Genomic DNA, 20902 nt, shown 5'->3' with positions numbered 1-20902 from the left:
GTTGATACTGTTAGACATTGATATTGACAAAAGAGCAAAAATCTAGCTATAATTCGACTATATCTATTTAAATAATGTAAGATGTTGATGGAAGAAGTATGTTATAGTCCATTCGAAAGAGAGGAAATTCCATGGCTGAGAGAATTTCTCGATGAAGGATAACAGAAAGCTAATCCGGAGTGCAGTTAACTACTGCCGTTCACCGCGTTAAGGTGCTTTGAGAGGTGAGAGTTTTCTTTCACAATCAGGGTGGTACCGCGAGCTTAAGTTCTCGTCCCTGTATTGGGGATGAGGGCTTTTTTTTATGGTTACATAAATTTTTTAGGAGGTTTTTTTATGAAACATTTAACTGGTGCAGAAATTAGACAAATGTTTTTAGATTTTTTTAAAGAAAAAGGTCACGCAGTGGAACCGAGTGCTTCTTTAGTACCACATGAAGATCCGTCACTACTATGGATTAATAGTGGTGTAGCTACATTGAAGAAATATTTTGATGGTCGAGTGATTCCCGAAAATCCAAGGATCGTTAATGCACAAAAATCAATACGTACCAATGATATTGAAAATGTTGGGAAGACAGCACGTCACCATACATTCTTTGAAATGCTTGGGAATTTTTCTATCGGTGACTACTTTAAAGAAGAAGCGATTCTATATGCTTGGGAATTCTTGACGAGTCCAAAATGGATTGGTTTTGAAGAAGACAAATTATCTGTGACAATCCACCCTGAGGACGATGAAGCGTACAAATTATGGAGAGAAAAAGTAGGTGTACCAGAAGAACGAATTATTCGTTTGGAAGGGAATTTCTGGGATATTGGTGAAGGACCAAGTGGACCGAACACAGAAATTTTCTATGATAGGGGAGAAGAGTATGGTAACGATTTAAATGATCCTGAGCTCTATCCTGGGGGAGAGAACGAACGTTACTTGGAAGTATGGAACCTTGTATTTTCTGAGTTTAACCATAATCCAGATGGAACATATACTCCACTACCAAAGAAAAATATTGATACGGGCATGGGCTTAGAGCGTATGGCTTCAGTTGTGCAAAATGTAAAGACGAATTTTGACACAGATCTATTTATGCCAATCATTAAAGGAACAGAAGATATTTCTGCTGAGAAATATGGAAAAACTGCGGAACAAGATGTCGCATTTAAAGTGATTGCTGACCACATTCGTACAGTAGCATTTGCAATTGGTGATGGTGCTCTTCCATCAAATGAAGGTAGAGGATATGTTCTTAGACGATTATTACGTCGCGCGGTTCGTTATGCGAAACAAATCAATATTCATCGTCCGTTCATGTTTGAGTTAGTACCAGTGGTTGCAGAAATAATGGTTGATTATTATCCACAAGTAAAAGAAAAAACGGCTTTTATTCAAAAAGTCATTAAAAACGAAGAAGAACGCTTCCATGAAACGTTACACGAGGGTTTAGCTATTCTTTCAGAAGTAATGAAAAAAGAAAAAGCTAATGGACATACTGTAATCGATGGAAAAGATGTTTTCCGTCTTTATGATACGTATGGTTTCCCCGTTGAATTAACAGAGGAGTACGCAGAAGAAGAAGGGATGAGCATCGACCATGATGGCTTTGAAAAAGAGATGGAAAATCAGCGTGATCGCGCTCGAGCTGCTCGTCAAGATATAGATAGTATGCAAGTCCAGGATAGTGTCCTAGGTGAAATTACGGTAGACAGTAGGTTTGTTGGGTATGAACAATTGACGATTGATACTGAAGTAGCTGCAATTGTAAGTGGTGGCGAGCTAGTAGACCAAGCTGGTCAAGGCGAAGAGGTTCAATTAATATTGACAGCTACTCCTTTCTATGCTGAAAGTGGTGGGCAAATCGCTGATAAGGGAACTCTAACAGCAAGTGGCGTGAGGGTTGAAATAAAAGATGTGCAAAAAGCTCCAAATGGACAAAACCTCCATCGTGCAGTTGTCACAGAAGGAGAATTAAAAGCTCATTCATCGGTTAAAGCATCTGTAGATTATTTTAATCGTAATAAAATCGTAAAAAATCATACTGCGACACATCTTCTTCATCAAGCATTGAAAGATGTATTAGGTACGCATGTAAATCAAGCAGGTTCTCTCGTTGAACCAGATCGACTAAGATTTGACTTTTCTCACTTTGGACAAGTAACAGGAGATGAGTTAGAGAAAATCGAAGCCATTGTTAACGAGAAAATTTGGAATAGCTTAAATGTGCAAATTGACCTGAAAGATATTGAAGAAGCAAAAGCAATGGGAGCAATGGCTTTATTTGGAGAAAAGTATGGGAAAATTGTACGAGTTGTTCAAATCGGTGATTATTCATTAGAACTTTGTGGTGGCTGTCATGTGGCAAATACTGCAGTCATTGGTTTGTTCAAAATCCAATCTGAAAGCGGGATTGGTGCAGGCACAAGAAGAATAGAAGCAGTCACAGGTGAAGGTGCTTATAAGATGATGACAGAGCAAATCTCTGTATTAAAAGAGGCTGGAGCTAAATTAAAATCAAATATAAAAGATGTACCAGTAAAAATTGACAGCTTACATGCAGAGATCAAGCAATTACAAAGAGAAAATGAATCATTAGCAACTAAATTGGGTAATATTGAAGCTGGAAGCTTGATTGACCAAGTGAAAGAAGTGAACGGTGTAAAAGTATTAGCTGCAAAAGTTCAGGCGACAGACATGAACCACTTGCGTAATATGGCAGATGAATTAAAACAAAAGCTTGCTTCAGCAGTGGTTGTACTAGGTAGTGCGAATGAAGGAAAAGTGAATTTAATTGCCGGTGTGACAGATGATTTGATTAAAAGTGGCTATCATGCGGGTAAATTAATTAAGGAAGTGGCTACTCGCTGTGGAGGCGGTGGCGGTGGACGTCCAGATATGGCGCAAGCTGGTGGAAAAGACCCAGCAAAATTAGAGGGAGCGTTACAATTTGTAGAGGAATGGGTAAAATCCGTTTGATTCCCGAATAGTTTAGTGTAAAATGTAGGTAAACAAAAGCGAATCATAAAAAGAAGAGGTTATATAACCTCTTCTTCATGAACTTGGTGTAGCTATCCATCCTTCTCTTTTTGAATAGGTAGCTTAATCGCTTAAGAACAGAATAGTGAGGTGTAGCAATTGAGCTCATTTGACAAAACGATGAGATTTAATTTTCCTGAGGAACCATTTGAACAAGATGTCAATAAAGTTTTGTTCCATGTTCACGATGCCCTGCAGGAAAAAGGGTATAATCCTATTAATCAAATTGTAGGTTACCTGCTTTCTGGAGATCCTGCCTACATACCCCGTCACAAAGATGCAAGGAATGTGATTCGCAAGTTAGAACGGGATGAAATTATTGAAGAACTTGTGAAGTCGTATTTAAAACAGCAACGAGAGGGATAATATGCGTACAATGGGATTAGATGTCGGCTCAAAAACGGTCGGCGTGGCTGTTAGTGATGGTCTTGGTTGGACAGCCCAAGGCATCGAAACAGTGAAAATAAATGAGGAACAGAATCAGTACGGATTTAAACGTATTGGTGAGCTGCTCAAAGAATATGAAGTAACAAAGGTTGTTGTTGGCATTCCTAAGAACATGAATGGTACAATAGGGCCTAGAGGTGAAGCGAGTCAGTTCTATGGTAATGAACTTAACAAACGTTTCGGTGTTGAGGTTATTTATTGGGACGAGCGTCTCACTACAATCGCTGCAGAGAGAGTCCTACTTGATGCAGATGTCAGTCGCAAAAAAAGGAAAAAAGTGATTGATAAAATGGCGGCAGTCATGATTTTACAAGGTTATTTAGATAGCCAGAATTAAGAGGTGAAAGAAATGGATCACGGAGAAAACAATATCACAGTAGTAGATGAGGAAGGTAACGAGCAGCTTTGCGAAGTGCTTTTTACTTTTGACTCTGAAGAATTTGGCAAATCTTATGTTCTTTATTATCCAATTGGTGCAGATGAGGATGAAGAAGAGGTTGAAATTCATGCATCTGCATTCGTTCCAAGTGAAGATAATACTGATGGTGAATTAATGCCAATTGAAACGGACGAAGAATGGGACCTTATCGAAGAGATGTTAAATACATTTTTAGAAAACGAAGAAGAATAAATTTGAAAAGACCCGCGTATTTAGTGGGTCTTTTTTTTATGTTCTATCATCCTTCGCAGGTGAACTTGCGACTAAGGCTAACCCAGAATTAATATCACACAACAAAAAAACATTAAGTAAAAAAAGACTTAGCAAAATATAACCTATCTCAAAAAAAACCTCCACTTTCAGCATTGTCCTCATTTCTATCTCATTCTCTATAAACTTAACTCATTCATTATTAAGGGAGAGGTATTATTGATTAACGCTTTCAGTATAACTGATTCGTTCTATAGTAGAAGAATTTTGTCTAAATATGCTATCCTATGACAGAAAGTATAGTATAATAATCCGAGATGTATGAGAGCTATTTTCCAGCTATTAATACAGTAGCAACATGAGGCAAAAAGGAAGTATGAATAGTAAGGGGAAATAGTTGCAAGGAGGTTTACCATGACAGATGATAAAAAAGGTAAGATGAAAAAACAGTTGATAGAGAGGCAAACAGAGGCGAAAGTTGTGCGTAAAATCGTGTTAATTACAGCCATAATATTATTTGTAATCATAGGTGTTGGAGGGCTAGGTGGGTTCCTTTATGTGAATTCTGCTTTAAAACCTGTTAATCCAGATAACGACAAAGTCAAAAATGTCGAAATCCCTATAGGCTCATCCGTTTCAGGGATCGGACAAGTATTAGAAGAGAATGGGATAATAAAGGATGCTAGAGTATTCAAATACTATGTGAAGCTAAAGAATGAATCAGGCTTTATGGCAGGAACTTATGAACTGGCACCGGCGATGACTTTAGGTCAAGTCATATCAGAGCTGAAAACTGGAAATGTTGATCAAGAAGTCGTGTTTAAAGTCACACTTCCTGAAGGCAAGCAGTTGGAGCAAATTGCAGCAATTATAGCAGAAAAAGCAGGCATGGACGCAGACGAAGTCTTTGCAGAATTAAATGATAAAGCATTTGTACAGGAAATGCAGGAGAAATTTCCAAGTGTCATTACTGATGATGTTTTTGCGGAGAATATAAAATACCCTTTAGAGGGTTATCTATTCCCTGCCACATATGATTACTACAAAGAAGATGCAACGTTAGAAGAAATTGTAACACCAATGATTAAGAAGACAAGTGAAGTGCTTGCTCAGTACACAGATGCAATGGAGAACAAAGAGATGTCTGTCCATGAATTACTCACAATGGCTTCATTAATCGAAGAAGAGGCCACTGCACAAGTGGACCGCGATAAGATAGCCAGCGTTTTTTATAATCGTATGGATGAAGATATGCCTTTACAAACAGATCCCACCGTTTTATATGCACATGGTGAGCATAAGGAAAGGACATTGTATAAGCATTTAGAAATAGATGACCCATATAACACATATAAATACAATGGCCTAACACCTGGACCGATTGCTAATGCAGGTTCAACTTCTATTGAAGCTGCTTTGAATCCTGAAGAAACGGATTATTTGTATTTCCTAGCTACACCAGAAGGAGAAGTTTTATTCTCTAAAACATTGGATGAACATAATGTGAAGAAAAATGAGCACATAACTAGTAATAATTAAAAAATAGAGGAAGCTAAAGAGGTGTGAATGATGTTAGATCATCATTTATGATAAAATCTCATAGCTTTCCTCTTTTTTATGTGGTAAAATAGCACAAGCATTTTATATATTTTTTTATGTGGCGTATCATGCAGATAGCGTAGATGGTCCAAGCTCTTGTTGACAATCTACTAATGTGAGCGCTTTTTTTCTTGCATATGCAAAGGATGGAAGTTAAATTAATAGAGGTGAGAGTAATTGCTAAATGATGAGCTAATTACATATATGCAAAAATTAATACCGGATCGTACAAACCTCTTCATGGAAATGGAAGAATACGCTAGGGAAAATCGTGTGCCAATCATGGAACTAGAAGGTATTGAAGCCATGTTACAGATTGTACGAATTCAACAACCAACAAAAATATTAGAGATTGGAACAGCAATCGGATATTCCGCTTTACGAATGGCTGAAGCTTGTCCATCTGCTCATATTGTTACATTGGAAAGAGATCAGGAGCGTTATGAAAAGGCAGAGAACTACTTTGCAAGAAGCGGCATGGCGAATCAAATCACTTTAATTAAAGGCGATGCATTAGAGCAAGAAGATGAGGTTCGAATATTAGGTGACTATGATATGATATTTATTGATGCAGCAAAAGGACAGTATAAGAAGTTTTTCGAGATGTATAGTCAATATTTAAATGATACAGGTGTAATTATTACCGATAACGTGTTATTTAAAGGCCTTGTTTATGAAAAAGCAGAGATAGAAAAAAAACGCATCCGCAACCTAGTGCAAAAAATTGACCAATTTAATGAATGGCTTATGACAAATGATCGTTACCATACGGTGATTTTGCCTATTGGTGATGGTGTTGCGATTAGTAGAAAGAAATAAGTTTTGTTGTGATAAAGAATTATTACTAGTATAAGTACCATATGTTTGGCAATCATAGCAAAAAGGTGTATATTGTTAAACAGTAGCAAAAAAGCTACGATGTTAGGGAGATTGATAAAGATGAAGAGAAAACCGATTGTGATCGGTGTAGCTGGTGGATCAGGCTCTGGAAAGACAAGTGTAACGAAGGCGATTTATAATCAATTTCAAGGTCATTCTATTCTTATGTTAGAACAAGACTATTACTATAAAGATCAAGCACATCTACCGTTTGAAGAACGTTTGAAAACCAATTATGATCATCCACTTGCGTTTGACACAGATTTATTAATTGAGCATATCATCTCTTTAACGAATCACGAGGTCATCGAAAAGCCTGTATATGACTATTCTATTCATACGAGGTCAGATGATGTCATCGTTGTTGAACCAAAAGATGTGATTATCTTAGAGGGTATTCTTGTACTTGAAGATGAGCGTTTACGTGATTTAATGGATATGAAGCTGTTTGTCGATACGGATGCAGATCTAAGAATTATTAGAAGGCTTATGCGTGATATTAAGGAGCGAGGGCGTTCCATTGACTCAGTAATTGAGCAATATGTCAGTGTTGTTCGTCCAATGCATAATCAATTTATCGAACCGACTAAGAGATATGCCGATATTATCATTCCTGAAGGTGGACAAAATAAAGTGGCGATTGATTTAATGGTCACAAAAATTCAAACAATTCTTGAAGAAAAGTCTTTTTTATGACACAATAGCATAGAAAAATAATAAGGCTACAAACGTTTGCATAGATAGGCGCGTTCGATAAAGGACGCGCTGTAAATGCATTGTTTATAAAATTCATACATACTTTTGACCAATAATTGGTTATATATGGTAAAGGAGTGGGTGTTTTGAGTACAGAAAAAGTATTTCCAATGACACAAGAAGGTAAAACGAAATTAGAACAAGAACTAGAAAACCTAAAAACCGTTAAACGAAAAGAAGTGGTTGAACGTATAAAAATAGCTCGTAGTTTTGGTGACTTATCTGAGAACTCAGAATATGATTCTGCTAAAGAAGAACAAGCTTTTGTAGAAGGTCGTATTACGACTCTTGAAAACATGATTCGTAATGCTAAAATCATTACTGAGGATGAGATGAAAGGCGACGCAGTTAGCTTAGGCTCAACTGTTACTTTCGTAGAATTACCTGATGGTGAAGAAGAGACTTATTCTATCGTAGGTAGTGCAGAGGCAGATCCTTTTGAGGGCAAAATTTCCAATGATTCTCCGATTGCTAAAAGCCTTATTGGTAAAAAAGTAGGCGAAGAAGTGTCTGTGCAAACACCAGGTGGAGAAATGAGTGTTAAGATAACAAGTATTAACTAATAAAATTATTGTGTTTTAGCGTTTGAAATAGAAACACCTCGTCAACACTTTTGACGAGGTGTTTTTATGCAAAGAAAACGAGTCATTCTGTTTGTTTCTGTTATGATGATTATTTTATCAATACTTATTGTTAGACTGGCTCAAATACAGTTGTTTGAAACAAAGCATTTTACAAATAGAGACATTAACTTGATCAGTCAAAGTGTCGCACAACGCTCTAAGGAAATAGCTATAGATGCCGAGAGAGGGAATTTGCTTGATAGAGATGGCAAACAATTAACTGTAGCCTATAAAACGGTCTTAATCCTTTTTCCGTTCCTGAAAGATATAGAATGGGATGTCTCGAGTGTAGCTGAAATTCTTAAAGTTGATAATAGTCAATTCCGTCAAAAAGTTCAAGCAATAAAGGATCCTATTGTATATGGTGAGCGAGAACCTTTCATTTTGTCTAATGAACAAATGGAGGAGATTAATCAGTTGGAAATACCAGGTGTATTTGCAGTGAGAAAATCATACCCGATTTATGAGAGACCAGCAGGACAATTATTAGGGATTGCCAATAGGGATTTTTTACTAACCAAAAGATATCCTAATAAACACTTATCTAATATAACAAGACTAGGTGCAACTGGTATGGAAAAAAGCTTTGATGAACTTTTGTCTGGAGAAGGTGAAACAAAGCTCATTTATCATGTTGATGGAAAAGGAAGGCCTTTATTTGGCTCGAATGTAAAGTATGTTCACCCTGCGAACCCTTTTTATCCATTGAATATTAGAACGACGCTTGATTTTGAATGGCAGCAACGAATGGAAATGCTAGTCGATAAAAACGAGGTTACCAAAGGGGGGATGGTGTTAATAGATATTGAGGATAATTCAGTTGTCGCGATGGTTTCTCGTCCGAAAGTGAACCCAGTCAACCCTTTCGCTCATGGCGAAGAAGGTACAAATAATTTTATGGTACAAAATCAAGTACTAGGGTCTATTTTTAAAACTGTTATCGCTGCAGCAGCGATAGATTATGGGCTAGATGCAAAAAGTCGTATGTTTGATTGTAATCGGTCAATCAATGGAGAAATCGATGAAAATTATCAATACGGCATGCTTAATTTTAAAGATAGTTTTGCGAAAAGTTGTAATTATACATTTGCAACGGTCGGCAAAGAGCTGATGTCTATAGAACCATTGGTGGTGGATAGCTATGCCAATAAATTAGGCCTATCGATAAAAGTAGGATGGCAAGGAGATTTCTATCATTTAAAAGGCTTTCAGCAATTGGCAGATGAAGAACAAGGCCAGGTCTTTAGTGATCCGCGAAATAGAAAAGATACAAATCTAATTGCTCTAACATCCATTGGTCAATTAGATGTCCGCAGTACACCGTTAGCTGTGGCGAATATGATGGCAACAATCGCAAGAGGTGGAGAAAAGCAGATGGTACGTGTCGCCTCACAACTAGAATATAAAAATGGGACGAAAGTAAAGAGCTTTCAGTCTAAAAAAATTGTTGGTAAAAATATTAAGCCATATACAGCCATATCATTACAAAAGCTTCTTCTTGAAGTTGTCAATCATGATTTGGGGACAGGTAGGCAACTACAAAATTTACCGTATCAAGTAGCAGGCAAATCTGGAACAGGGGAAACAGGGAAAAAAGTGAATGGGCAGCAACTAGAAAATAAATGGTTTGCTGGCTATTTTCCATATGATAACCCAAGATATGCACTAGTAACCGTCCGGTTAGATGCCAAAAGTACCGACCCATCACCACTTTCTTTATTCGCTGATATTGTGAAAGAAATACATAGATTAGATCATTCCACGTAATGGTTATCCCTTCAAGTTTTTTAAAAGACATGTTAAAATGTTTTCAGCTATGATATTTCTTTTTTAAATTAGGAGGTATTCCTTTGAATAATACTGATAATGGTTCATCCCGTTATGATAAAAGATCGAAAAGGAAAAAAACAAACATAATCTTAAATGGCTTAATTGGCGTCGTTATTCTGCTCATCATCGTTGTTGGTACGATTATTTTCTCCGGTGGAAAAGACGAGGATCAACCAGCGGATTCTGCTGCGAATGAAGAAGTAAATAATGAAGAAACTTCTAAAGAAAATAGCAGTGATGAGAAAGATGATGCAACAAATGAGGGAAGTCAAGAAGGTAACAGTGAGGAAGAAGAAAATAAAGATAATGAAGAGAATAAAGATGAAGAAAGTAATGAAGAAGAAAACAATGAAGAAAAAGTAAAAGAGGAAGAGATTGTCACTGAAGGCGGCAGTAGTGCTGATGTCAATAGAACGGTAGAAAATCCGGCTTGGCAACCTGTAGGTACAGTACAAGACGACCATCCGACAGCTGTGTATGATCAGAGTCATGTGGATTGGGATGAAATGCTTCGTGCAATCACTTATGCTACTGGATTAGATCGTTCAGCTATGACTGTTTATTTCCTTGGTAATGACGGTGTAAATCGTTCTGTTGGTACAGTCGCTTCACCTAATAAAGATGAAATGTATCGTGTATATATTGAATGGGTAGACGGAAAAGGATGGAAACCAACGAAGGTAGAAGAATTAAATAGTATATAAGAAAAACTGGTTTTCCTAGCCAGAATGAAACGCGAACATTCATTTGTTCGCGTTTTTTTGCATCGAGAGTCAACATATGGCTGCATATTAGAAAGTGGTGAATTCTAAGTGTCCACTTGCCACAAAGGATCATTTGCTTCGCATGCAATTTTTATTCTACTTTTTCTTCAGTTTAAAATGAACAACAGCTGAATAGAACCTTTTGCCGTTTTCATCTATATGCATTTGGTGAGCGACATGATGAACTTCTAGCATAATGGCTTTATTTGTTTCAATTTGGTCATTTATTTTCTTTTCTAAATCGTCCAGCTTTGTTGCTTCGAAAAATTCTACTTTATCCTCAATAAAATCTAATTGAAAGTTCAAGTTAATCATCCCTTCATACGCTATCACTCCTAATTTTAAGTAAATTTCATTTTCTGTGCAATGAGAAAAGTGGATATTGATTTTTCTTGAAACTTAAGAAGGGGTGTGGTAGATTGGGAACATGTTACAAATTAATTCATAGTATACTCATAGGAATTATTGCTATTGTAATTACGTGCAGGAGGGTGCAAAATGGGGAAAGAGTTTATTGAATTATTCGAAGAGTGGGCTAAAACATATGATGATACAGTAACAGGCCATGATGAAGAATATAAGGATGTTTTCTTATACTATGATCAATTGCTACAAGAGGTGGCAGATAGAGCAACAGGTAATGTATTAGAATTTGGCCCAGGTACAGGCAATTTAACTGCAAAATTATTAAAACGTAATTTAACTGTTATCGGGATTGAACCGTCGAAATCAATGAGAGAGATTGCTATCAACAAGTTACAAGATAAAGCAAAAGTGCTCGATGGTGATTTCTTAAACTTTCAAATAGATGAAAACGTAGATACTATAGTAAGTTCTTATGCCTTTCACCATTTAACAGATGAAGAAAAGTCTTTGGCGATTGAACAGTATGGAAAGATGTTACCTTCAGGTGGTAAAATAGTGTTTGCGGATACAATGTATGAATCTGTAGATGCTTATCAAAAGGCTATTACTGATGCCACTGAAAAGGGTTATCATAATCTAGCTGAAGATTTAAAGCGAGAATACTATACGACAATCCCCGTATTAAGAGAGATTATGCGGGTGAATGGTTTTACAGTTTCATTTAATCGCTGCAATGATTTTGTTTGGATTATGGAAGGTGTCAAAGCTTAGAAAGAGGGAAAGTAATGAAAATAGCTATTATCGGAGCAATGGAAGAAGAAGTAACAATTTTAAGGGACCATATGGATGAGAAGCAACAGCAAGTGATTGCTGGCTGTGAATATACAGAAGGTAAAATGAACGGAGCAGACGTTGTTCTTCTTCGTTCTGGCATTGGTAAAGTGAGCGCAGCAATGTCCACTACCATTCTTTTGGAGAAGTTCAAGCCGGATTATGTTATCAATACAGGGTCTGCTGGAGGATTCAACCCTGAATTAAATGTAGGTGATGTCGTTATTTCATCTGAAGTTAGACATCATGATGTCGACGCAACTGTATTTGGTTATGAATATGGTCAAGTACCACAACAACCTCCTGCCTTTATTGCACATGAGGCGTTATTGGAAATTGCTGAAGAGAGTGGTAAAGAGTTAGAAGGTATAACAGTTATAAGAGGACTGATTGCGACTGGAGATTCATTTATTAGCAACCCAGCGCAAACGGCACTAATACAAGATAAATTCACGGCATTGCAAGCAGTAGAAATGGAAGCAGCAGCGATTGCGCAGGTTGCTCATGCCTTTGATACACCTTTTGTGATTATTCGCTCTTTATCTGATATTGCTGGTAAAGAATCTAATATTTCTTTTGATCAATTCCTAGAGAAAGCAGCACTACACTCTGCAAATCTTGTTATGAAAATAGTAGAAGGAATCAAAAGTAAATAATCAACAAAGGACGGGAAGTTATGAAGGTTTACCGAAGCATTCATGAATTAATTGGACAAACGCCAATGGTAGAAATTTCGCAGTTTGACTTACCAGAAGGTGTGCGTTTATTTGCTAAGTTAGAATACATGAACCCCGGTGGCAGTGTAAAAGACCGCCTAGGACAAGAATTATTAAGAAACGCCTTTGAAAGTGGTAAGTTAAAAAAAGGTGGAACAGTTATTGAGCCTACAGCAGGCAATACAGGTATAGGTCTAGCGCTAGCAGCATTAAAAGAAGATGTGAATGTGATTGTTTGTGTACCTGAGAAGTTTAGTATTGAAAAGCAAGATCTGATGAGAGCTTTAGGAGCTACAGTCGTTCAAACACCTACAGAAGAAGGCATGAAAGGTGCCATTGCCAAAGCAGAAGTGCTTTTAAAGGAAATCCCTAATGCATTTTGTCCACAGCAATTTGCAAACCCGGCTAACCCGGATACTTATTACCGAACTTTAGGCCCTGAAATATGGGATGATCTTGATGGGAATGTTGATATATTTGTAGCCGGTGCAGGTACAGGTGGCACATTTATGGGCACTGCTCGTTATTTGAAAGAAAAAAGAGAACAAATAAAAACCGTCATTGTTGAGCCAGAAGGCTCCATCTTAAATGGTGGCGAATCTGGTCCGCATAAAACAGAGGGAATCGGTATGGAATTTTTACCAGATTATATGGATACCACTTATTTTAATAGCATTCATACAATAAGTGATGAGAACGCTTTTAATAGAGTAAAGCAATTAGCTGAAAAAGAAGGAATGCTTGTCGGTAGTTCATCTGGTTCAGCTTTGCATGCAGCATTATTAGAAGCAGAACAAGCTCCAGCAGGTACGAATATTGTGGTGATTTTTCCAGATGGCAGTGAGCGTTATTTAAGTAAAAAGATTTATGAAGGAGGTATTTGATATGAAAAGAAAAACAAAATTAATTCATGGCGGAATTGCTGGTGATCCAACAACAGGTGCAGTATCTGTACCTATCTATCAAGTAAGTACTTATAAACAAGACGGAGTAGGTAATCATAAAGGCTTTGAGTATTCACGTACAGGTAACCCAACAAGACATGCATTAGAAGAGCTTATTAAAGATTTAGAAGCTGGGCATGCAGGCTTTGCTTTTGGCTCAGGGATGGCAGCAATCACTGCTACTGTGATGCTTTTTGATAGTGGGGATCATATCATCCTCACTGATGATGTATACGGTGGAACTTATCGTGTGATTACGAAAGTGCTTAATCGATTCGGTATTGAAGCGACATTTGTTGATACAAGTAACTTAAACAATATCACAGCTGCCATAAAGCCAAATACAAAGGCTGTATATATTGAAACACCAACAAATCCACTTCTAAAAATCACGGATATTGAAGCAGCAGCAAAATTAGCTAAAGAAAATAATCTCTTAACAATTGTTGATAATACATTTTCAACACCATATTGGCAAACTCCAATTGAGTTAGGTGCAGATATCGTGCTTCACAGCGCGACGAAGTACTTAGGTGGACATAGCGATGTTGTTGCAGGGTTAGTGGTTGTAAATAGTGATAAGCTCGCAGAAGAATTACACTTTGTTCAAAATTCAACCGGTGGAGTGTTAGGGCCTCAAGATTCATGGTTGCTAATGAGAGGGATTAAAACATTAGGAATCAGAATGGAGGAAACGGAAAGTAACACAAAGGCGATTGTCGAGTTTCTTATACAGCATCCTGCAGTATCAAAAGTGTATTATCCTGGGGTTGAGTCTCATCCAAATCACGACATCGCCAAGAAACAGGCTGATGGTTTTGGAGGAATGGTTTCTTTTGATGTTGGCAGTGAAGAGAATGCTGATAAGCTACTTGAAAATGTGAGATACTTTACTCTTGCAGAAAGCCTCGGTGCTGTTGAAAGCTTAATCTCCGTTCCAGCAAGAATGACTCATGCATCTATACCGAAAGAACGTCGAGATGAACTAGGTATCACAGACGGACTTGTAAGAATTTCTGTTGGTTTAGAGGATGTTGAGGATTTAATTGAAGATTTAAAGTTAGCTTTAGAAAAGTAAAGTTGAGGCTCACCTAAGGGGTGGGCTTTTTTCTGTTCTCAAAGAAAGGTAGGGCGTTCTAGGGAGAAAAATAATTATTTTCGCCCTTTTTAAAATTTTTTGCAAAAAGCCGTTTACAAATGGCTATTTCTTGGATATACTTACCAATGTAAGCGAAAATATTCTAAAGAAAAGGGAGGTCGGAAACAATGAAAAACTTATGCAATTTAACTACAGCAGTAAATGAAACTCAAATACAAATCAATTTCGACCTATTTGGAATGGATCGCTTCATTTAATTTTTTGTCTATCCATGCCGCAGGGAGGAATTGTCATCTCCTGCGGCATTTTTATGTTTATTTCTTAATGCCGTAAGGGGGTGAGTGCCCCTTTGCGGCATTTTTGTGTGCATTTTTTGGATAGATAAAGAGAGGAGGTGCTGCAGGATGACATTAAATCTAATTTTTCTAACGGTGACAATTAAAGCTAGAAAACGCTCGGTTGAAGAACGTATGCATGATGAATATGTAAACCGTCTTCTTGAAGACCATAAAGCACGACAAGAAGAAATCTATCGCAATTTTTACTAAGGATAAAGGAAATAAAGAAAGGTGGAGGAGATCATGATGTTTTTATTACAAGGAAGAAAGGTTTATTTCTGGGTTGAGAAGGACTCAACCTAACGTAGTTTTGTAGGGGGAGAGTATGTGGCGATAAAAATAACTCTATTCACAGTTTATTTTACAAAAAAATATAGAAATCAAAAGTGAAAAATATAATGACAGAATTGATGGGACCTCTAGCTTTTAGATGTCCCATCATGATTTTATTTATCAGGTCGTTTCCATAAAAACATAATTAAAAATAAACCAATGACAAAAATGACAACTGGTTTCCAAGAAAAGCCTTCAAATATAATTTCAGCAATACTAACCATGGCGATGATAAGAAAAACAATCCCTAATACTAAACGATTCACTCCCAAACTAGCGTTCCCACTTTCTATCCATTTCTTATATCTCCATATTAACTGATTGGCATACACCTCGTCCAATTCCACTAAACAATAAACACTGTAATTGAAAATTAATACGCTAGGACAGACAATAACAGCTTTTCCACTACATAGAAATGGTTAATAGGCGAAAAGTTCAAACTAGCGGGGGTGGCTCTATGTCTGGAATTATGACAGCACTTGGATTTTTAGTTAAAGAAATTGTTTTTCTTGTCTCATATGTGAAGAATAATGCTTTTCCTCAGCCTTTATCTTCAAGTGACGAAAAAAAATACTTAAGGCAAATGGCAGAAGGGGATTCACACGCACGCAATATGCTAATTGAGCATAATCTTCGACTTGTCGCACATATTGTAAAAAAATTCGAGAACACAGGAGAAGATGCTGAGGATCTTATCTCTATCGGTACAATAGGGTTAATTAAAGCGATTGAAAGCTATTCTGAAGGCAAAGGAACAAAGCTTGCTACTTATGCCGCAAGATGTATAGAAAACGAAATTCTCATGCATTTGAGAGCATTAAAGAAGACAAAGAAGGATGTCTCTCTTCATGATCCAATCGGGCAGGATAAAGAAGGCAATGAAATTTCGTTGATTGATGTGCTAAAGTCAGAATCAGAAGATGTGATTAATACGATTCAACTAAATATGGAACTTGAGAAGGTGCGAGAATACATTGATGTATTGGACGAAAGAGAGAAAGAAGTGATTGTGGGACGGTTTGGGTTGGATTTAAAGAAGGAAAAGACGCAAAGAGAGATAGCAAAAGAATTAGGTATTTCACGGAGCTATGTTTCGCGTATTGAAAAACGAGCATTAATGAAAATGTTTCATGAGTTTTATCGAGCGGAAAAAGAGAAGAAGAAGAATTAAGAATACCGTATGTATTTACCACAGTTTCCATGCTGTGGTTTCTTTGTAGTATAGAAAAATGACTGCAATGTAAGGTAAGAGCTATGTAAAAGATAGTATTGAAATGAACGAGCTTTATGAAGAAAAGGGTCGTTTAATCATTGACACAATAAATTTAAACCAAGTACTTTTAATTACTAGTATAATATGAATTTGAGATGTGTGAATATTATCGATTGCCCACATAAAAGCGGATTTCTAATGATTGATTTCCGCATATAACTTGCCTAATGCAAGTGAGTAAAGGAAGTCGAGAGTATCGCAAAATGAAGAACCACTGTAACCTGTGTGATTATCAAGGGAACCCCGCATCGATTGGATTTTTTATGAATGTTCAACTCAACATAAAGCTTTGTTTAATGTTGACTGCGCACTTATTTCCGTTTTTTCCTCAGAATGCTGTAAACGGCAATAGCGGCGCGTCCAAGACCTCAAATGAGAGCTGCACAGACTGGATTTTCTCAACATGCATAAAACTTTTCCTTATAAAGAGAGAGACAATTTACCAATGAATCAGTATCTTATACCTACAGTGATAAGATAGTAGTGAAATAGATCATATGGTTGACGATGATAATCATTATCGATTAAAATGAAGTTATATCATTAAATATAGAGGTGGATTTAAATATGTTCGTTCAAATGAAAAAATTTACTGTAACTGAAGGTAATGCCCATCACCTTGTGGAAAAATTCAGCCAAAAAGGCATTATTGATGAACAACCAGGGATTATTGACATCACAGTTATGGTAAAAAAAGTACGTAGAGGAAATGAAGAAGTTATATTGCAAATTCGTTGGGAATCGGAACAGGATTGGAAGAACTGGGAGAAAAGCGAAGCACACATTGCTGGACATAAAGCAAGTAGAGGAAAACCAAAGCCTGAATTTATTCTAGAAACTGAAGGCAGTCTATATCATGTTGAAACAATTAAAACACCTGCAATCGAAGCAAAATAACCTTCTACATTTTGCATAGTCAAGTAAAAATAAACGGAAAAACACTAGGATACGCTCCCTTATAGGTAGACAAGTAATAAGCTTGGTACTTATAAGGGAGTATTTTTATGCCATATAGACCGTTCCAAAAAGTATTAATAATCTGAAACCTCTGATAGTATTTAAATATTAGAAGGGAGAGATTAGAATGACTCATACAACTTATACTGAGGTTTGGGATTTAGAAAGCTTTTTTGAAGGAGGTAGTCAATCACAATCGTTTCAAAATTATCTAGAGCAAATAGATATCTTGATGGAAGAATTCACTTCACTGGCTAACGATATGCAAATAACAGAAAATGAAGAACATACTATAAATAGTATAGGACAAGTTTTAAGGTCATCTGAAGAAGTATTTAAAAAGCTCATGCAGGCAAGCGCTTTCGTCAGTTGTTTAAAAGCTGAGAATACGTTAGATCCTTTGGTTGAACGGTTACAAATGCAAGTCATGCAACAATCATCCACTTTTTCGACAGTGCTATTAACCTTTCAAAATAAATTGGCACTTATAGGTAATGATGAATGGAAGCAATATGTAAGTAGTAAAACTCTTACTCCGGTAGCTTTTGTCTTAGACGAATGGCGACAGATGGCTCAGGAAAAATTATCAATCCAAGAAGAAGATTTAATTCAATCATTAAGTATGGATGGATTTCACAGTTGGGGAGAGTTATATCATACAACTGTTAGTATGATTGCTATTCCATATGAAGATGAGAATGGTCAAACAACATTATCTGTAGGACAAGCGAATAATATAATGGGACAGTCAAATGCAGCATTAAGAGAAAAGGTCTTTAATCAAATGGAACAGGCATGGGAGGAGAAATCTCCAATCTTTGCAAAAGCATTAAATCACATAGCAGGGTATCGATTAATGGCAAATAAGAAAAGAGGTTGGAATAGCCCTTTAAAAGAGCCGCTTCTTAATAACCGAATGAAAGAAGAAACCTTACATAGTATGTGGGCAGCGGTAGAGAAATATAAAGAACCAGTAACGCGTTATTTAGAAAGAAAGGCAAAATTACTTGGGGTAAATAAATTAAGCTGGTTTGATTTAGATGCACCGATCGGTAAAGTAGATACAAAGAAAGATTTCACAGCGGGCGCGAAGTTTATCATTGAACAATTTGGTACATTTAGTCCTTTAATGAAAACATTTGCAGTACAAGCTTTTGAAGGCCGTTGGATTGAGGCTGAGAATCGTCCGAATAAGCGTCCAGGAGGATTTCACACATATTTTGCCGACAGTGGGCAGTCACGGATTTTTATGACATATTCTGGGACACCTAGTAATGTTTCTACACTCGCGCATGAGCTTGGACATGGATTTCACAGTTTTGTAATGAAAGATATCCCTTTCTTTAATCGAAAATATGCCATGAATGTAGCAGAAACAGCATCGACTTTTGCGGAGCTAATTGTCGCTGATGCTTCAGTAAGGCAGGCGGAAACAAAAATGGAAAAAGTGATTCTTCTGGATGATAAGATTAGTCGGACTGTTACGATGTTTATGAATATACATGCACGTTATTTGTTTGAAACCGCTTTTTATGAAGAAAGAAAAAAAGGTACAGTCACACGAGAGCGATTAAATGAATTGATGACAAGTGCGCAAAAACAAGCATATGGTCATTCGTTAGAACATTATCATCCGTATTTTTGGGCTTCCAAATTGCATTTTTATAATACCCATACACCTTTTTATCAATTCCCTTACACATTTGGCTATCTTTTCTCATTGGGTATCTATAAACAAGCACAAGAAGTAGGCCCAAGTTATGAAAAGAAATACGTAAATTTATTAAAAGATACTGGTTCTATGACCGTTGAATCTCTTGCGATGAAGCATCTAAATGAGGATTTAACAAAACCTGACTTTTGGGAAAACGCTGCGAGCCTTTGTATAAAGGATATTGAGGAGTTTATGCAGTTGACTACTTCATTATAAAAGAAAGAATAGAGGCTAGGGATAGTATGACCAATTAATATACGATTTTTGCTTAGCCTCTATCAAAAGATGAATCTTCACTATCTTCGAAAATCTCTAGAATGATGCCTTCTATCTATGTAAATCATCTCAAGTTTACAACATATTCATTCTTTCCTCTTTACAATCATCATTCCTTACGATAATTTTAATAGGCTGGACTGTTAACTAGTGATATAATAGCAGTCGGTGAGGGTGGGTTTATTATATATGAAAGACACCCCTTTCTTAATGCATAAAGAAAAAACATAAACATAATTGACTTTATTTATGATAAATATTCAGTGACGATAGATGAACTTTAAGAAATGAAGAACAAGTAGTAGAATTAGAGAAATTTAAAATGAAGAGAGACACCTTTACGAAATAGGTGCTTATTCCTTGGAAAAAAAGTATAGAAAGGTGTTAAAGATGAAGCAAGCGATATATCGAACTTTGATTGAATTAACGAATGGTCGAATGACCTCATCGATATTATATAAATTTGCAAGATCTAAAATGAGTAGATTTTTAATTAAACCGTTTTCTAAGACGTATCGTATTAACGAAGATGAAATTAAAGGAGATTTGGATCAATTCCATACATTACATGAATTCTTTATACGTCTATTGAAGGAAGATGCCCGGCCTATTCATCAAGGGGAGGATACAATTGTTAGCCCTGTTGATGCTATGATTGAGGATATAGGTATGGTGGATAGTAAACATGTGATTACTGTGAAGGAGAAAGATTACTCTATTGCAGAAATGCTTGGTGGGGTTGAAGAAGCGGAGAAATATAAAGGTGGGACGTATATGATTTTCTACTTAAGTCCTAGTCATTATCACCGCATTCATAGTCCCGTAGATGGTCAAGTAAAGAGGCAATGGACTTTAGGAAAGAAATCTTACCCAGTGAATAAATGGGGTTTAACTCTTGGTAAAGATACTTTATCTAAAAATTATCGCAAAATATCAGAAATTCAATATGACGGTGGCGAATTAGCAATGGTCAAAGTAGGGGCCATGTTTGTCAATTCAATTGAGCGGACGTATCAAAATGACTCATTGAAAAAAGGTGAAGAGGTTGCTTATTTTTCATTTGGCTCGACAGTGATTTTGTTATTTCAAAAAGATGCCTTTCAATTGGTACCGACAATACAGTTTCCAGCCCCAATAAAAGTTGGAGAAGTAATTGGTCATATTGTGTAGACAAAAAGAATAGCCCTACAATTGTGGAGGGCGATGATTCTGCTAGGAAGAAGCTTTTATTCTATTTGATAAGGATCTTCTGTGAATTTCAGTTTCGATAAGGCGGATGAAATCCAATGATAATTGAAGTTGAATAGCTTTGTGATAAGATTCTATTAATAGCTCATCAGATAACTTTCGCATGTAGGATCACACCTCCATTACGTCTCATTCGTTCTCGTTTATCTAAAGAACAGGGCTATTTTAAAAGAAGTTCTTGTTGTTACTTCTACCATAGCAGAATGAGTAAGATAGAACAATCGTTC

22 protein-coding genes and 1 other annotated feature are annotated in these 20902 nt (G+C 36.6%); of the genes, 19 read left to right on the top strand and 3 right to left on the bottom strand.

Annotation, left to right across the window (positions count from 1 at the left end):
• Positions 1-75: 75 nt before the first annotated feature.
• Positions 76-282, top strand: a binding site (T-box leader).
• A gap of 54 nt (positions 283-336) precedes the next feature.
• The 10 genes from alaS to MKX67_RS16170 all read left to right on the top strand — a co-directional run bounded on the left by alaS (position 337) and on the right by MKX67_RS16170 (position 10517).
• Positions 337-2970, top strand: a complete 2634-nt coding sequence (gene alaS, locus MKX67_RS16215) for an alanine--tRNA ligase (protein ID WP_322909616.1) — start codon at positions 337-339, stop codon at positions 2968-2970.
• Positions 2971-3129: 159 nt separating this feature from the next.
• Positions 3130-3396, top strand: coding sequence for an IreB family regulatory phosphoprotein (locus MKX67_RS16210; RefSeq protein ID WP_095372470.1), 267 nt, complete (start codon positions 3130-3132; stop codon positions 3394-3396).
• A 1-nt stretch (position 3397) separates the two neighbouring features.
• Positions 3398-3814, top strand: coding sequence for a Holliday junction resolvase RuvX (gene ruvX, locus MKX67_RS16205; RefSeq protein WP_095372471.1), 417 nt, complete (start codon positions 3398-3400; stop codon positions 3812-3814).
• Positions 3815-3826: 12 nt separating this feature from the next.
• Positions 3827-4108, top strand: coding sequence for a DUF1292 domain-containing protein (locus tag MKX67_RS16200; protein WP_095372472.1), 282 nt, complete (start codon positions 3827-3829; stop codon positions 4106-4108).
• Between the two features lie 432 nt (positions 4109-4540).
• Positions 4541-5665, top strand: a complete 1125-nt coding sequence (gene mltG, locus MKX67_RS16195; protein ID WP_322909615.1) for an endolytic transglycosylase MltG — start codon at positions 4541-4543, stop codon at positions 5663-5665.
• Positions 5666-5902: 237 nt separating this feature from the next.
• On the top strand, positions 5903-6544 hold the full coding sequence (locus MKX67_RS16190; protein WP_322909614.1) for an O-methyltransferase: 642 nt from the start codon (positions 5903-5905) through the stop codon (positions 6542-6544).
• A 120-nt stretch (positions 6545-6664) separates the two neighbouring features.
• Positions 6665-7300, top strand: coding sequence for a uridine kinase (gene udk / locus MKX67_RS16185; protein ID WP_095372475.1), 636 nt, complete (start codon positions 6665-6667; stop codon positions 7298-7300).
• A 146-nt stretch (positions 7301-7446) separates the two neighbouring features.
• Positions 7447-7923: a transcription elongation factor GreA gene (gene greA, locus MKX67_RS16180; protein WP_095372476.1), complete on the top strand. Its 477-nt coding sequence runs from the start codon at positions 7447-7449 to the stop codon at positions 7921-7923.
• A 66-nt stretch (positions 7924-7989) separates the two neighbouring features.
• Positions 7990-9750: a penicillin-binding transpeptidase domain-containing protein gene (locus MKX67_RS16175; protein ID WP_322909613.1), complete on the top strand. Its 1761-nt coding sequence runs from the start codon at positions 7990-7992 to the stop codon at positions 9748-9750.
• A gap of 83 nt (positions 9751-9833) precedes the next feature.
• Positions 9834-10517 (top strand): DUF1510 family protein, encoded by a 684-nt coding sequence (locus MKX67_RS16170; protein ID WP_233435217.1) that lies wholly within the window; start codon positions 9834-9836, stop codon positions 10515-10517.
• A 156-nt stretch (positions 10518-10673) separates the two neighbouring features.
• On the opposite strand, the gene MKX67_RS16165 is transcribed toward MKX67_RS16170, so the two are convergent.
• Positions 10674-10892 carry a DUF2536 family protein gene (locus tag MKX67_RS16165; RefSeq protein WP_322909612.1) on the bottom strand — a complete coding sequence of 73 codons (219 nt, stop codon included), beginning with the start codon at positions 10890-10892 and terminating at the stop codon, positions 10674-10676.
• Between the two features lie 183 nt (positions 10893-11075).
• Here MKX67_RS16165 and MKX67_RS16160 point away from each other — a divergent pair, with 183 nt between their 5' ends.
• The 5 genes from MKX67_RS16160 (at position 11076) to MKX67_RS16140 (ending at position 15081) form a co-directional block, all read left to right on the top strand.
• Positions 11076-11714, top strand: coding sequence for a class I SAM-dependent methyltransferase (locus tag MKX67_RS16160; protein WP_095372479.1), 639 nt, complete (start codon positions 11076-11078; stop codon positions 11712-11714).
• A 14-nt stretch (positions 11715-11728) separates the two neighbouring features.
• The gene (gene mtnN / locus MKX67_RS16155; RefSeq protein ID WP_095372480.1) at positions 11729-12430 is read left to right on the top strand and encodes a 5'-methylthioadenosine/S-adenosylhomocysteine nucleosidase; all 702 of its coding nucleotides are present in this window, start codon (positions 11729-11731) and stop codon (positions 12428-12430) included.
• Positions 12431-12450: 20 nt separating this feature from the next.
• Complete coding sequence (locus MKX67_RS16150) at positions 12451-13374, top strand: cysteine synthase family protein (protein WP_095372481.1); 924 nt, start codon at positions 12451-12453, stop codon at positions 13372-13374.
• Position 13375: 1 nt separating this feature from the next.
• Positions 13376-14512 carry a bifunctional cystathionine gamma-lyase/homocysteine desulfhydrase gene (locus MKX67_RS16145; RefSeq protein ID WP_322909611.1) on the top strand — a complete coding sequence of 379 codons (1137 nt, stop codon included), beginning with the start codon at positions 13376-13378 and terminating at the stop codon, positions 14510-14512.
• A gap of 425 nt (positions 14513-14937) precedes the next feature.
• Complete coding sequence (locus MKX67_RS16140; protein WP_095372483.1) at positions 14938-15081, top strand: YrzI family small protein; 144 nt, start codon at positions 14938-14940, stop codon at positions 15079-15081.
• 236 nt (positions 15082-15317) lie between these two features.
• On the opposite strand, the gene MKX67_RS16135 is transcribed toward MKX67_RS16140, so the two are convergent.
• On the bottom strand, positions 15318-15551 hold the full coding sequence (locus tag MKX67_RS16135) for a hypothetical protein (RefSeq protein ID WP_341056587.1): 234 nt from the start codon (positions 15549-15551) through the stop codon (positions 15318-15320).
• A 113-nt stretch (positions 15552-15664) separates the two neighbouring features.
• Here MKX67_RS16135 and sigK point away from each other — a divergent pair, with 113 nt between their 5' ends.
• The 4 genes from sigK to MKX67_RS16115 all read left to right on the top strand — a co-directional run bounded on the left by sigK (position 15665) and on the right by MKX67_RS16115 (position 20597).
• Positions 15665-16378 (top strand): RNA polymerase sporulation sigma factor SigK, encoded by a 714-nt coding sequence (gene sigK, locus MKX67_RS16130; RefSeq protein ID WP_095372484.1) that lies wholly within the window; start codon positions 15665-15667, stop codon positions 16376-16378.
• A gap of 669 nt (positions 16379-17047) precedes the next feature.
• Complete coding sequence (locus tag MKX67_RS16125) at positions 17048-17377, top strand: antibiotic biosynthesis monooxygenase (RefSeq protein ID WP_307312826.1); 330 nt, start codon at positions 17048-17050, stop codon at positions 17375-17377.
• Positions 17378-17564: 187 nt separating this feature from the next.
• Entirely contained in the window at positions 17565-19367 is a 1803-nt protein-coding gene (locus MKX67_RS16120) for a M3 family oligoendopeptidase (RefSeq protein ID WP_322909608.1), read from the top strand.
• Between the two features lie 450 nt (positions 19368-19817).
• A complete protein-coding gene (locus MKX67_RS16115; protein WP_307312828.1) occupies positions 19818-20597 on the top strand; it encodes a phosphatidylserine decarboxylase in 780 nt (259 codons plus the stop codon).
• Between the two features lie 42 nt (positions 20598-20639).
• On the opposite strand, the gene MKX67_RS16110 is transcribed toward MKX67_RS16115, so the two are convergent.
• The gene (locus tag MKX67_RS16110) at positions 20640-20780 is read right to left on the bottom strand and encodes a sporulation histidine kinase inhibitor Sda (RefSeq protein ID WP_095372487.1); all 141 of its coding nucleotides are present in this window, start codon (positions 20778-20780) and stop codon (positions 20640-20642) included.
• Between the last annotated feature and the right edge of the window lie 122 nt (positions 20781-20902).

The sequence above is a fragment of the Cytobacillus sp. FSL W7-1323 genome (genome assembly GCF_038595015.1).
Taxonomy (GTDB): Bacteria; Bacillota; Bacilli; order Bacillales; family Cytobacillaceae; genus Cytobacillus; species Cytobacillus kochii.
The sequence above is the reverse complement of the archived record's forward strand: the minus strand, read 5'-3'. Positions and strand labels throughout refer to the sequence as shown.

Excerpts from the sequence above, each read along its gene's own strand:
- alaS (WP_322909616.1), top strand. The coding sequence starts at position 337 with ATGAAACATTTAACTGGTGCAGAAATTAGACAAATGTTTTTAGATTTT.
- ruvX (WP_095372471.1), top strand. The coding sequence starts at position 3,398 with ATGCGTACAATGGGATTAGATGTCGGCTCAAAAACGGTCGGCGTGGCT.
- MKX67_RS16200 (WP_095372472.1), top strand. The coding sequence starts at position 3,827 with ATGGATCACGGAGAAAACAATATCACAGTAGTAGATGAGGAAGGTAAC.
- mltG (WP_322909615.1), top strand. The coding sequence starts at position 4,541 with ATGACAGATGATAAAAAAGGTAAGATGAAAAAACAGTTGATAGAGAGG.
- udk (WP_095372475.1), top strand. The coding sequence starts at position 6,665 with ATGAAGAGAAAACCGATTGTGATCGGTGTAGCTGGTGGATCAGGCTCT.
- MKX67_RS16175 (WP_322909613.1), top strand. The coding sequence starts at position 7,990 with ATGCAAAGAAAACGAGTCATTCTGTTTGTTTCTGTTATGATGATTATT.
- MKX67_RS16165 (WP_322909612.1), bottom strand. The coding sequence starts at position 10,892 with ATGATTAACTTGAACTTTCAATTAGATTTTATTGAGGATAAAGTAGAA.
- MKX67_RS16160 (WP_095372479.1), top strand. The coding sequence starts at position 11,076 with ATGGGGAAAGAGTTTATTGAATTATTCGAAGAGTGGGCTAAAACATAT.
- mtnN (WP_095372480.1), top strand. The coding sequence starts at position 11,729 with ATGAAAATAGCTATTATCGGAGCAATGGAAGAAGAAGTAACAATTTTA.
- MKX67_RS16150 (WP_095372481.1), top strand. The coding sequence starts at position 12,451 with ATGAAGGTTTACCGAAGCATTCATGAATTAATTGGACAAACGCCAATG.
- MKX67_RS16145 (WP_322909611.1), top strand. The coding sequence starts at position 13,376 with ATGAAAAGAAAAACAAAATTAATTCATGGCGGAATTGCTGGTGATCCA.
- MKX67_RS16140 (WP_095372483.1), top strand. The coding sequence starts at position 14,938 with ATGACATTAAATCTAATTTTTCTAACGGTGACAATTAAAGCTAGAAAA.
- sigK (WP_095372484.1), top strand. The coding sequence starts at position 15,665 with ATGTCTGGAATTATGACAGCACTTGGATTTTTAGTTAAAGAAATTGTT.
- MKX67_RS16125 (WP_307312826.1), top strand. The coding sequence starts at position 17,048 with ATGTTCGTTCAAATGAAAAAATTTACTGTAACTGAAGGTAATGCCCAT.
- MKX67_RS16120 (WP_322909608.1), top strand. The coding sequence starts at position 17,565 with ATGACTCATACAACTTATACTGAGGTTTGGGATTTAGAAAGCTTTTTT.
- MKX67_RS16115 (WP_307312828.1), top strand. The coding sequence starts at position 19,818 with ATGAAGCAAGCGATATATCGAACTTTGATTGAATTAACGAATGGTCGA.
- MKX67_RS16110 (WP_095372487.1), bottom strand. The coding sequence starts at position 20,780 with ATGCGAAAGTTATCTGATGAGCTATTAATAGAATCTTATCACAAAGCT.